This is a genomic window from Lawsonibacter asaccharolyticus (assembly GCF_022453915.1).
GTDB classification, from domain to species: domain Bacteria; phylum Bacillota; class Clostridia; order Oscillospirales; family Oscillospiraceae; genus Lawsonibacter; species Lawsonibacter asaccharolyticus.
In genome coordinates, this window is the sequence record NZ_CP091870.1 from 1041869 (window position 1) to 1054156 (window position 12288).

General features: G+C 59.1%; 8 protein-coding genes and 1 tRNA gene. 5 read left to right on the forward strand and 4 right to left on the reverse strand.

The genetic code is table 11. The features are described 5' to 3' along the window. The first annotated feature begins 90 nt into the window (after positions 1–90). Positions 91–579 (forward strand): helix-turn-helix domain-containing protein, encoded by a 489-nt coding sequence (locus L9O85_RS04870; protein ID WP_276756887.1) that lies wholly within the window; start codon positions 91–93, stop codon positions 577–579. Positions 580–776: 197 nt separating this feature from the next. Here the strand turns inward: L9O85_RS04870 and guaA are convergent, their stop codons facing one another. Beyond that, positions 777–2066, reverse strand: a complete 1290-nt coding sequence (gene guaA, locus L9O85_RS04875; RefSeq protein ID WP_108979409.1) for a glutamine-hydrolyzing GMP synthase — start codon at positions 2064–2066, stop codon at positions 777–779. Between the two features lie 315 nt (positions 2067–2381). Here guaA and L9O85_RS04880 point away from each other — a divergent pair. Next, positions 2382–2457 (forward strand) — tRNA-Ala (locus tag L9O85_RS04880). Positions 2458–2530: 73 nt separating this feature from the next. Here the strand turns inward: L9O85_RS04880 and L9O85_RS04885 are convergent. Then, positions 2531–3571 carry a sensor histidine kinase gene (locus L9O85_RS04885; RefSeq protein ID WP_050624085.1) on the reverse strand — a complete coding sequence of 347 codons (1041 nt, stop codon included), beginning with the start codon at positions 3569–3571 and terminating at the stop codon, positions 2531–2533. Further along, positions 3568–4251, reverse strand: a complete 684-nt coding sequence (locus L9O85_RS04890; protein ID WP_108982088.1) for a response regulator transcription factor — start codon at positions 4249–4251, stop codon at positions 3568–3570. The genes L9O85_RS04885 and L9O85_RS04890 overlap by 4 nt, the downstream gene beginning before the upstream one ends. 406 nt (positions 4252–4657) lie before the next feature. Here L9O85_RS04890 and L9O85_RS04895 point away from each other — a divergent pair, with 406 nt between their 5' ends. The 3 genes from L9O85_RS04895 to L9O85_RS04905 all read left to right on the forward strand — a co-directional run bounded on the left by L9O85_RS04895 (position 4658) and on the right by L9O85_RS04905 (position 10326). Further along, on the forward strand, positions 4658–5971 hold the full coding sequence (locus L9O85_RS04895) for a TolC family protein (RefSeq protein ID WP_301579757.1): 1314 nt from the start codon (positions 4658–4660) through the stop codon (positions 5969–5971). A gap of 71 nt (positions 5972–6042) precedes the next feature. Next, positions 6043–7263 (forward strand): efflux RND transporter periplasmic adaptor subunit, encoded by a 1221-nt coding sequence (locus tag L9O85_RS04900; protein ID WP_276758445.1) that lies wholly within the window; start codon positions 6043–6045, stop codon positions 7261–7263. Positions 7264–7269: 6 nt separating this feature from the next. Next, a complete protein-coding gene (locus L9O85_RS04905) occupies positions 7270–10326 on the forward strand; it encodes an efflux RND transporter permease subunit (protein ID WP_301579759.1) in 3057 nt (1018 codons plus the stop codon). A 604-nt stretch (positions 10327–10930) separates the two neighbouring features. Here L9O85_RS04905 and L9O85_RS04910 read toward each other — a convergent pair. After that, complete coding sequence (locus L9O85_RS04910) at positions 10931–12262, reverse strand: TRAP transporter large permease subunit (protein WP_108982084.1); 1332 nt, start codon at positions 12260–12262, stop codon at positions 10931–10933. Positions 12263–12288 lie beyond the last annotated feature (26 nt).

Consider the following 12288-nt stretch of genomic DNA (forward strand, 5'->3'; position numbering starts at 1 on the left):
ATTAAATAAAATTGTTTAGCATCCTATTGACTTTCCTAAGCATTTCTGCTACGCTTTTTGTAAAGACAACCAAGGATTGGAGTTGATGATATGGCGATTGGTGAACGAATTCACTTTTTTCGTCTCCTGCGGGGGATGACACAAAAATATCTTGGCATGTCACTGGGCTTCCCGGAGAAGTCTGCTGATGTGCGCCTTGCACAGTACGAAACAGGATCAAGAACCCCAAAAGCAGACCTGACCGCCGCCTTGGCTGAGGTGCTGGATGTCTCGCCTTATGCACTTTCCGTCCCGGACATAGACTCCTATGTGGGGCTCATGCACACTCTATTTACCTTGGAGGACAACTACGGGCTGAAAGTCAGTGAGCTGGATGGAGAAGTCTGCTTGAAGGTCGATGTGCGAAAGAACAAGGACGCTGCCCAGCTGCACGAGATGCTCTGCTCTTGGCAGCAAGCCGCTGCCCTGTTGGAGGCGGGCGAAATCTCTAAGGAAGACTACGATAAGTGGCGCTACCACTATCCGGAGTTTGACAAGACCCAGAACTATGTGAAGACGCCACCCCAGGATCTCGCTTGACCCTCTCACTTGTAGGCCACGGGAGAGGTCGTTTGTTGCACAGGACAATAATAAAAAGAAAAAGAGAGCTAACTGACTAATCAAAATCAGTTAGCTCTCTTTTTATGAATAATGAAAAAGTGTTGCCAAATCGTTGCCACGAAAGGCTTTAATCCTCAAAAAACCTTGATTTTAAAGGCTTTTTTCGACCTCTGAAATTATTCCCACTCAATCGTTCCAGAGGGCTTCGGTGTCAGGTCATAGAGCACACGGTTGACTCCCTTGACCTCGGAGGTGATGCGGGCGGTGATCTTTTGTAGCAGGGCAAAGGGCACATCCTCTACCGTGGCAGTCATGGCGTCCACGGTATTCACCGCACGGAGGATCACAGGCCAGTCAAAGGTGCGCACACCGTCCCGTACGCCTACGGACTTGAAATCAGGCACCACGGTGAAGTACTGCCAGACCCTTCCCTGGAGCCCGGCGGCAGCAAACTCCTCCCGTAGGATGGCGTCGGATTCCCGAACGGCCTCCAGGCGGTCACGGGTGATGGCGCCCAGACAGCGCACGCCCAGACCCGGTCCGGGGAAGGGCTGGCGGTACACCATGGAATCGGGCAGGCCCAGAGCCTTGCCACAGGCCCGGACCTCATCCTTGAAGAGCATCTTCAGAGGCTCCACCAGCTCGAATTTCAGATCCTCCGGCAGGCCGCCTACGTTGTGGTGGCTCTTGACCGCCTTGACGGTCTTGGTGCCGGACTCGATAATGTCGGGGTAGATGGTGCCCTGGGCCAGGAATTCGATGCCCTCCAGCTTACGGGCCTCCTCCTCAAACACTCGGATGAACTCCGTGCCGATGATCTTGCGTTTCTGCTCAGGATCAGCTGCGCCGGCCAGTTTATCCAGGAAGCGATCCACTGCGTCCACATAGATCAGGTTGGCGTCCATCTGATGGCGGAACACCTCCACCACCTGTTCTGGCTCGCCCTTGCGCAGCAGCCCGTGGTTGACGTGGACACAGGTGAGCTGTTTGCCGATGGCGCGAATCAAAAGGGCAGCCACTACGGAGGAGTCCACACCGCCGGAGAGGGCCAGCAGGACCTTCCGGTCTCCGACTTGCTGCCGGATCAGCTCCACCTGGTCGGCAATGAAGTTCTCCATATTCCAATTGGGCTGGGCGCCGCACACACCGAACACGAAATTGGAGAGGGCCTGCTTGCGTTCCTCCTCATCGCTGGGCCAGGGCTGATCACCCTTGTGGTCGGCCAGAAGGACGGGGACATCGTGGTTGTAGATCTCCTTGGCGGCGTCGATCTCAACACCGTCCACCACCCGGTTGGGGCCGCCGTTTAGGATGATCCCCTTCACGTTGGGGAGGGCCTTGACCTCCTCCAGTGTGATATCGTGGGGGTGGATTTCGCTGTAAACACCTAGAGCGCGGATCTCACGGGCCAGACGGGGGTTTTCCTCGCTGCCAAGATCGAGAATAAGGATCATGTCCTGTTTCATTTTGGTACCTCCACTTCTTGTTGAATGATGCCTCTATCCTACCACAACAGACGCCGGGCCATCAATAGAAAAATAGAAAAAAGGCGGATCTTGCGGGAGAGGAGAAAAGCGGGGGAAGGGCGGCTCAGCGCCGGAGAGCAAAGACGCCAGAACGGGTGGGGCAGAACCGGGGAGACTCAGTCGGACGTGTGACGTGTGTTGTATCTGGCCTGTGTATCCCGGCTCTAAGAAATATTTTGCAATAAAATTGGCGGAAGCCCTTGACAAAGGTAAGTGCGTCTGCTAAAATAACCTCTGCCCTGTGAGGCACAATATGGGGGTATAGCTCAGCTGGGAGAGCGCTTGAATGGCATTCAAGAGGTCAGCGGTTCGATCCCGCTTATCTCCACCAAAGAGAAAGACCCACACAGTTTAACTGTGTGGGTCTTTTATTTTTTGAGAAAAAGAGGACGGCATCTAGAATCTTATAGTGCTGGGGGACAGGGGAGGCGGACGGTGAAGGTGCTGCCCTGATCCACCACGCTATCCACCCGGACCTGGCCGCCGCACAGCTCCAAGATCCGGTAAACAATAGACAGCCCCAGCCCCAGGCCTCTCCCGCTGCCGCTGGAGCGGCTGCCTTGGTAGTATTTATCAAAGACATGGGAGCGGACCTCCTCCGGCATGCCGATGCCCGTATCAGCGACCGAGATCTCCAGCTCCTCCGGGCGGACCTGGAGTGTCACAGTGATCTCGCCCCCTTCCGGGGTGTATTTTACGGCGTTATCGAGCAGGTTGATCCACACATGGCGCATCAGCTCCTCGTTGCCTACGAACTCCGCCGGCTCCAGGCTGGCGGTAAAGGAGATCTGCTTTTTCTCCCAGGAGGGGGAGAGGAGGATGGCGCACCGCTTGATCTGTTCGTCCAGGGGGTAGGGGCGCTTCTCAGCAATAAACTGCTGGGACTCCAGCCGGGTGAGGAGCAGGGTGCTGTTGGCCAGGTCGGCCAGGTGGGAGGACTCATCCAGAATGATCTGGAGGTACTGTTCACGCTCCTCCGGGGTGGTGTCCGGCTCCCGCAGGAGCTCCGCAAAGCCTTTGATAGCGGTGATAGGGGTCTTGAATTCGTGGGAGAAGTGGTTGATGAAGTCGGAGCGCAGGGTCTGGATGCTCTGCAGCTCTTTGGACATCTTGTTGAAATCCTCATAGGCAGGCTGGAGGGGGCCGCCCTCCTCCGGCTCCAGATACTGGGAAAAATCCCCGTCTGCCACTGCCTTTAAGCCCCGGGTCAGGCCGGACACCATTCGGTTGAATTGGCGGCTGAACAGCGTGGCGGTGATCCCCACCACCAGCCCCATCACCGCGAGAATTCCGAGCACCGAGACCGTGGATGCCCGGAGCCAGTGGAACCGGTCCAGAATGTGGAGCATCGCAAAGGGGGCCACTGTCACCAGTGTGACCACAACGGACTCGATGGACAGCCAGAAGGCCAGCGTGCGGTTCCGCCACGGACGTCGCTTTTTCATGGCTGCTCCTCCTTTGTGATCTCCGCCTTATATCCCAGGCCCTTGATAGTGACGATGCGAAACTCGGGAATGTCCCGCAGCTTGTTGCGCAGGCGGCTGATGTGGGTCTTCACGGTATCCTCCCCACTCTCCGAGTCATAGCCCCAGACCCCGTCCAGCAGCTGGTTTCGGGTGAAGATCTGTCCCGGATAAGACAGAAGCTTATAGAGCAGCTCGAACTCCTTTTTGGGCAGCTCCATAGCCGCCCCCTCCCGGGTGACGGTGTATGTCCCTGAGTCCAGCACTGTCCGCCCCACCACGATCCGATGCTCGCTGGCGATGTGCGCCCGGCGCAGCAACGCATCCAGCCGCCAGATCAGCTCCTCGTAGTTCACCGGCTTGGTCATATAATCGTCCACGCCGGAGGAAAATCCCTCACGCTTGTCCTCGAAAGACTGCTTGGCGGTGAGCAGGAGGACCGGGATCTGGTCCCCCCGCTCCCGCAGGGTCTTTACCAGCGTATAGCCGTCCATTCGAGGCATCATCACGTCAGCAATGATTAAGTCCACTGGCTGCCGTTCCAGCACGTCCAGGGCCTCCACCCCATCCTGGACGCTGATGATGGCATACCGGTGCTTCAGCTTGGCGGTGGTGAGCAGGCGCATAGAGGTATCGTCTTCCACCAGCAGAATGGTCGCCATTGCCGTCTCCCTTCCCCGGCCTTGGTTTGGGAAGACCCCTCTGGGCAGTTCTCCCGCGCCGGAGTTATTTTTGATAGTTCCACAACAAAAATCAACGAAAGAACAACAGCCTAGTATCTCATCCATGGGATATAGGGTGTCACAGACATTATATCGTCCCAGGGGCTGTCCGTCAAAGGGAGAGCCCGCCTCTGGAAGACCAGCATAGCCCCTTCGGGTAAACTAGACGTAAACTTCCTGTCGCTCTTTGTGGGTTTTTCTAAAAAATGTGGGGCAGAGAGGGGGATTTCCGGCGTTTTCTTCCTGCCGCCCGGGCGGCCCAGTTTACAATGAGTTTACCTGAGCGTGCTATGCTACCGCCGTTAGAAAATCTGCACGAACGCGCAGCGACGATGGAGGCACAACCATGAGACAAAGAATTTCTCTGCTGCTGGCTGTATTGATTCTAGCCGGTACGCTGAGCCTTCCCACCCTGGCCGCAGAGCCGGGGGAGGACAACGCACGGGAGACCGGGGCCCAGAATGGGGGAGTCCAGCAGGCCCCTGCTGACCCGGAGGAGACCCAGAATCCCCGGCCCGACCCGGAGGAGACCCAGAATCCCCGGCCCGACCCGGAGGGGACAGTGACCTGGGCCAACCTGGACAGCCGCATCCGGGAGGGGAGCCTGAGCGCCCTGATCCTGGCGGAGAACATCGGCGGCATCGAGGGCATCGACTATGACCTGATGTATGATGATTTGCGCCGACAGATCAACGACATCGCCGATCTGCAGTGGATGATGGTCCTGATGGGCAACAGCATGGGTGCTGACGCCCTGGACCAGACCTATGACGCTCTGCGGGAGACCTTTGACGCGATCAAGGACGGAGAGCTGCAGGCGGACAACGCCGATGTGGTGTGGCAGCTGGAGGACACGGTGAACCAGGTGGTCTCCGGGGGCGAGACGCTGTACATCACCCTTCTGGGCCTGGAGCAGCAGGCCGCCGACGGACAGCGGGGCCTGGCCGCCCTGGACCGGAGCTTGGAGGAGCTGCGCCTGCGGCAGACGCTGGGCCAGGTGTCCCAGCAGACGGTGGCTCAGCTGGAGCAGACCCGGGTGGAGACCGTCAGCCAGCTGAACAGCCTGGACGCCACCATCCGGGAGCTGAAGGTCCAGCTCCAGAATCTCATCGGTGAGGCCCCCACCGGAGAGCTGGAACTGGGCGCTCTGCCTACCCGGTCGGAGACAGTGTGGGAGGTCCCCGACTATGAGGCCGGCCTGGAGGCCGCCAAGGCGGCCAGCTGGACCCTGCGCAGTGCCCAGAAGGCGCTGGAGGATGCGGAAGAGGATTGGAAGGACGCCCGCTCCGACTACCGCTCCTCCCGCAAGCAGTACCTGCTCCAGCAGGCGGAGCATACCTGGAACGCCGCTCAGCTCACCTACCAGTCCACAGTCCAGAACTTCGAGACCAGCTTCAAAAGCCTGTATGACTCTCTGGCCAACTATGAGCAGCTGTATGCCAGTGCACAGTCCGCTCTGGTTTGGCAGCAGTCCCAGCTGGACACCGTCCAGACCCGCTATGACCTGGGGCTGACCACCTGCTCCGCGGTGCTGGATGCCCAGGACGAAGTGGCATCTGCCCAATCTGCCCTGGACAGCGCCTGGAGGGACCTGTTCTCCGCCTGCAACAGCTATCGCTGGGCGGTGGAGTACGGCCTGCTCCCGGCCCAGGGAGCATAAACAGAGACACTCAGGGCGGCCCCTGCCGGCTGCCCGCAGTTTGAAGGGAAGAAAGGATGGAACACGACTCCATGGATTGCAAACTTTCCGTTTTATTGTGCGGTGCCCTGACCCTCGCCTTGGCTGGCTGCCAGGCGCCGGTGGAGGAGCCCCTGCTGGACCCCACCGTAACGGTGGAGACCACCGCCGTCCAGGCCGGGGACCTGAGCACCCAGAGCACATACATCGGCACCATCTCCGCAGAGGGTACTGCCAGCGTGGTATCCATGATCTCCGGCAATGTGGAGCAAGTGGCCGTTGCCGTAGGGGACACCGTCTCTGCCGGGGACCTGCTGTGCCGCTTTGATGACGAGAGCGCCCGCCTGAGCCTGCAAAATGCCCAGGCCGCGGCCAACAGTGCCCAGGAGAGCTATAACAGCGCGGTGTCCAACTACGGCGGCACGGACCTGCCCCTGCTGCAGGAGCAGCTGCGCCTGGCCCAGGACAACTATGACGACACTCTGGCCCTGCTGGAGATCGGCGCTGCCTCCCAGGTGGAAGTGGACCAGGCCCACCAGACCCTCCTGTCTGCCCAGGCTGGCCTGGAGGCGGCCCAGGCATCCCTGAACTCTGCCCGGGCGGGCATCCAGTCCGCCCAGGTGGGGGTGGATTCCGCCCAGTACCAGCTCTCCCTCTACAACCTCACCGCCCCCATCAACGGCGTGGTGGAGGCGGTGAACGTCACCCAGAACAACTTCGCCGCTTCCGGTCAGGTGGCCTTCGTCATCTCCAATGGGAACAACAAAACGGTCACCTTCTATGTCACCGACTCTGTGCGCCAGACCCTTACTCCTGGCCAGGCGGTCACCGTCACCTATAACGGCCAGTCCTATGAGGGGGCGGTCACCGAGATCGGCGGCGTGGTGGACGCCCAAGTGGGCCAGTTCAGGGTAAAGGCTATTATCGACGGAGCCCAGGACCTGCCCGACGGGCTGGCGGTGGAGCTGACTACCACCGCCCACCAGGTCACCGGGGCAGTGCTCATCCCCAGCGACGCTATGTTTTTTGAAAGCGGCGTCTCCTATGTGTATGTGGTCCAGGACGGCAAAGCGGTGCGCTCCGACGTGACCATCGGCCTGTACACCGCTGACACCATCGCCGTAACCAGCGGCTTGACCCTGGGGGACGAGGTCATCACCACTTGGTCCTCCAGCCTGCGGGACGGGGTCTCCGTGCAGACCGCCGCCCAGGCGGAGGACAGCGAGAGCGCCCAGGCCGATCCGGCGGCATCCGGCCCAGAGGCGGAGGGATAACGCGGCATGAAGTTCATTCAATTAGTCCTGCGGCGCCCCATGTCTATCATCACCCTCATCCTGGGCGTGGTGGTGTTCGGCTCCGCTTCCCTCACCGGGATGCCCCTGGAGTATATGCCGGACATGGAGATGCCCATGGAGCTGGTGATGATCACCTGGCCGGGGGCAGATGCGGACAGCGTAGACCGGCTGCTGACCCAGCCAATGGAGGACGAGTGTGAGTCCCTGTCCGATCTGGATTCCATCAACTCCTACTCCTCGGAAAACTACACCATGCTCCAGCTGACCTATCAATACGGCACGGACATGGACGACGCCTACTCTGATCTGAAGAGCGCCATCGATAACCTGATGCCCTCCCTCCCTGACGAGTGCGGCGACCCCATCATCATGGAGATCAGCGCCGACGCCCTGGGAACCATGATGATCTCCGCCACCGCCCCCGCGGGCATCGACGTGGCGGACTATCTGGACAACGAGGTGGTCCCCGCCCTGGAGAATATCGGCGGCGTGGCCCGGGTAGAGCTGTCCGGCGCCCGGGATGAGTACCTGCGCATCGTGCTGGACGAGGCGGCCATGCGGCAGTATGGACTGTCCATTTCCACCGTGGGCTCTGCCATCGCGGCGGCCGACTTCGACATGCCGGTGGGCAGCGTGTCCCTGGGCTCCCAGGACATCGCCCTGGGCGTGTACGGCAACGTGGAGGTCAACCCCAACTTCCGGGATCTGCCCATCCAGACCCCTTCTGGCCGCACGGTGATGCTGGAGGATATCTGTACCTTCTTCAACCTGTATGAGGAGGATGCGGACACCGTCAGCCGCTACAACGGCCAGGAGAGCGTCATGCTCACTGTCACCAAGCAGGATTCCGCCGCCACTATGGAGGTGTGCAATGCGGTCCAGGACGTGCTGGACCAGTACAGCGTGGACGGTGTGGGCTTTGAGACCATTTACAGCGAGGGCGACAGTATCCTGGAGACCCTGGGCGAGGTGCTCAATACCCTCATCACCGGCGTCATCCTAACCATGATCGTGCTGTTCGTCTTCTTCGGCGACCTGCGGGCCAGCCTGATCGTGGGCATCAGCATGCCTCTGTCCATCCTGCTGGCAGTGATCCTGCTGAACTTTGCCGGCTTCAACATCGACCTGATGACCGGCTCGGCCCTCATCATCGCCATCGGCATGATCGTGGATAACTCCATTGTGGTGCTGGAGAGCTGCATGCGCTGCAAGGAAGAGGGAATGGATTTCCGGGAGGCTGCCGCCACCGGCACGGCCACCATGCTCATGTCCATCCTGGCGGGCACCCTCACCACCGTGGTGGTGTACATCCCCATGGCCATGGCCGACGGCCTGGTGGGCATGATGACCGGCCCCCTGAGCTGGACCATCCTGCTGACCCTGCTGTGCTCCTTCCTGTGCGCTGTGGTGGTGGTCCCACTGGCCTTCCTCTGGCTCAAGCCCCGGACCAAGGATCAGCTTATTACCAACCGCATCCTGGGCCGGTTCAAGGGCTTCTACCGCCGGACCCTGCCCCGGCTGCTGCGCCACCCCGGGCGGGTGGTGCTGGTGGGCGGCGCCTGCTTCCTGGCCGCCATCCTGCTGATGACCCAGATGGAATTTGTGATGATGGCCAGCAACTATGACGGCAGCATCACTGTGGACGTAGCTTTCCGCTCGGGCACCAAGGTGGAGGTGATGAACCAGCGCATTCAGACCCTGGAGGACGCCCTCCTCTCCGACGAGAACTTCGAGAGCGTGACCCTGGACCTGTCCGGGAATACCGCCTCCTTCACCGCCTACTCCGTAGATAACTGTGACCGCTCCAGCGAGGCGGCGGTGGAGGAGTACACCGCCCGCTTCGGCAGCGTGCCGGATATGGATGTGTCTGTCTCCCCCAGCGGCGCCATGGACATGAGCGCCCTGATGAGCAGCAACAGCAAGGACGTGGTCCTGCTGGGCAGCGACCTGGATACCCTTCAGACCGCAGCGGAGCAGGTGGAGGAGGCCATGACACAGGTCCCCGGCGTTATCCGCATCGAGAACCCCTTCCGCTCCAGCCAGTCCAAGGGCCGCATCGTCATCAATTCCCAGAAGGCCATGGCCCTGGGCACCTCTGAGTCAGCGGTGGCCATGCAGATCTACTATTTGCTGGAGGGCATGAATGCCACATCGGTGGACTACGGCGACACGGAGTATGATGTGGTCCTGGAGTACCCCGAGGGCAAGTACGACGATATCTCCGCCCTGCTGGACTACCCCATCACCACCCAGACTGGCCAGCAGGTGGCCCTGCGGGACATCTCCACCGTAGAGTACATCACTACTCTGCCCATCATCACCCGGCAGGAGGGGCAGTACAGCGTCACCCTTACGGCCACCACCACCGATTCCGCCAAGTACAGCGCCCCAAAAGAGATCGACGCCCGGACGGCCCAGCTCGACCTGCCCCAGGGGGTGTCCTTCGGCGTGGGCATGATGGATGAGAGCACCGCAGAGGGCCTGGAGAGCATGGCGACCGCCATCGCCGCGGGCATCTTCCTGGTGTTCTTGGTCATGGCCATCCAGTTCGACTCCCCCCGGCTGTCCATCATGGTGATGATGTGTATTCCGCTGAGCCTTATTGGCTCCATCGGCCTGGTGTTCCTCAACGGGCGGCCCATGAGCATCGTGGGCCTGATGGGCTTCCTGATGCTGGTGGGCATCGCGGTGAACAACGGCATCTATCTGGTGGACGGCACCAACCAGCTGCGGCAGACCATGCCTCTAGGGGATGCACTGGTGGAGGCGGGCACCACCCGCCTGCGCCCGATCCTGATGACCACCCTGACCACCATCATCTCCATGGTGCCTATGATTTTTTCCAATGACAGCGGCATGAGCATGATGAAGGACATGGCCTACGTCATGGTGGGCGGCCTTATCGCCTCCACCCTCCTGGCCATGTTCCTGATGCCCGCCTTCTATCTGCTGATCCGGCGGGAGAACCTGGACGGCACCCAAAAGGGCCGCCGCAAAAAGCAGCAGCCCGAACCTGTGGAGGCCGGAAACACCCAGTCCTGACCGCCCCCAATAGAGACAAGACAGGAGCGCCCCGGCGGGGCGCTCCTGTCTTGTCTTTCCCACTGTGGACAGCTTGCCTTTTTCCGAGGGGGAGAGCTCCGGGGGAGATCCATGTGTGATGGAAGCCTGTACCATGTTTTACTATGAACGGGAAAGGTATATGCCGTCGGCAGTGGGGCTTAAATATGTAGGCGCGTCCAGATCCCAAAGGAACAGGATCTCATAGATCCGGCTGACCTCTATAAATATTCCCTTCCACCTATCAAAAGGATTATGCACAATACAGGACGCAGCTGCATCACACTCAGATGAAGACACAACTGTTTGCGGCACAGTTTGGTTGGAAACGCGGTGGAGAGGGCAGACGTGGGAAGAGAGATATGAGGGAGGAACTGTGATGCCCAGAGCACAGGAGAATCGTATTTCGGGGGAGTGACTTTCTTGGCTCCTGGCGGGGGCAGCTTTTGATCGACTGCGGGGATGTTACACTGCGCAGGAAAAGAAGACCTGAAAAAATGACCCTTTCAAAAAGAAGAGGAGATGTTGGCATTAAAAATGCTGCGGAGCATAGCTCCGCAGCTGGGGATATGAGAGGCAAACTGTTTTAAAAGATCATTGGACCGATGAAAGCATAAAGTAAAACGAAAGCCCATGCAAAAGCGGCACCAATCCAGTTTGCACGAAGAGCTTCCTTCGTGTTGTCGCAACGGGCGGTGATCATCTGACCGATAAAATTGCTGGTGGGATAGACAGAACTGGTCAGGCGGGTTGCCGCGAGGATAGAGACAGCAAAAACACCCATAGGAAGTCCTGCCTTAATTGCCATCTCACCGAACATCTCAGCCACGATCTGAATTTCCAGTACAGCGGCGGTCTCAATTCCAAATCCGCCCACCACGGCGGAAACCAAAGCGAGAGCGGTGGCTCCACCACTCTGCGCCAGCCCGCTGAGAAGATTGCCCAAAGCGGTAAAGCCCTCGCCGGCGTTGACCAAGTCCATCATAACGGTGAAATTCAAAAGCAGGACCAACGTGGAGGCCTGACTACCGATGCCTTTGCTCAGCATTTTGACACCTTCATCTACCGGAAAACCGGCAATCAGAATAATAATTCCAGCCAAAAGTAGCATGACAGTCAGCGCATAGGAAGTACTCTGCTTCATCAGGATGCCGTAGGTGATCAGGACGACAAAGGAGATCAAGAAAATAATTGTATTTCTTTTTTCCTTTGGGGTTGGAGTGATAGAGTCAATGCTGGAGATATCGGAAGAAAGCTCATAATGCTCAGTGCCTTCGGTAAGCCGCTGGGCGCGGTTGCATCCGATCCAGGCCCCGGTCAGCCAGAAGAGAGAAAAGGGGATCACGGCATACAGCATCAGCTGCCCATAGGAGAGGCCGGTTACCTGCATGGTGATCAGGGTGACACCAGTCAGCGGGCCAACAATCAGGCCGATTTCGCCAGATACCTTGAATAGGACAGCCACCACAGTGGGGGTGATGCCCAGAGCAGCCAAAATCGGGATCAGGATGGGAGAGATGATGGCGTTTCCGCCGGCCAGAGTCCCCAGCAGCCCGCAGACCAAGATGGAAGAGAGGATCAGGACGATTTTTCCTTTGGCACGAGTGTTGATGCCGATCCGTTTGACGATCCAATAGACAAGAGTGTGGGTGATACGTGCCTCCGTCATGAGAACGCCGAGCCCTGTTCCGAACATGATGAGCAGACCGATCACTGTGGTGGAGGAGGAGATCGCAGCGGTATAGGCATTGGTCAGGGAAACCAGGTCCTGACCAGTCAGGAAGAAGCCGACGATGATGCCCAGGAACATGCCCAGATAATTGCCCTTTCCAAGAAGAGCAAACACAATGAAGATGATCAGCGGGAGCAGCGCCAGGAGAGAAGGGGAAGAGATCAAAGCCCAATTACCAAGTTCCACAAGAAATTCTCCTTTCTGTTCTCGTT

What these genes read in the sequence shown, in the direction of transcription:
- L9O85_RS04870 (WP_276756887.1), top strand. Translation starts at nt 91, where the DNA reads ATGGCGATTGGTGAACGAATTCACTTTTTTCGTCTCCTGCGGGGGATG.
- guaA (WP_108979409.1), bottom strand. Translation starts at nt 2,066, where the DNA reads ATGAAACAGGACATGATCCTTATTCTCGATCTTGGCAGCGAGGAAAAC.
- L9O85_RS04885 (WP_050624085.1), bottom strand. Translation starts at nt 3,571, where the DNA reads ATGAAAAAGCGACGTCCGTGGCGGAACCGCACGCTGGCCTTCTGGCTG.
- L9O85_RS04890 (WP_108982088.1), bottom strand. Translation starts at nt 4,251, where the DNA reads ATGGCGACCATTCTGCTGGTGGAAGACGATACCTCTATGCGCCTGCTC.
- L9O85_RS04895 (WP_301579757.1), top strand. Translation starts at nt 4,658, where the DNA reads ATGAGACAAAGAATTTCTCTGCTGCTGGCTGTATTGATTCTAGCCGGT.
- L9O85_RS04900 (WP_276758445.1), top strand. Translation starts at nt 6,043, where the DNA reads ATGGATTGCAAACTTTCCGTTTTATTGTGCGGTGCCCTGACCCTCGCC.
- L9O85_RS04905 (WP_301579759.1), top strand. Translation starts at nt 7,270, where the DNA reads ATGAAGTTCATTCAATTAGTCCTGCGGCGCCCCATGTCTATCATCACC.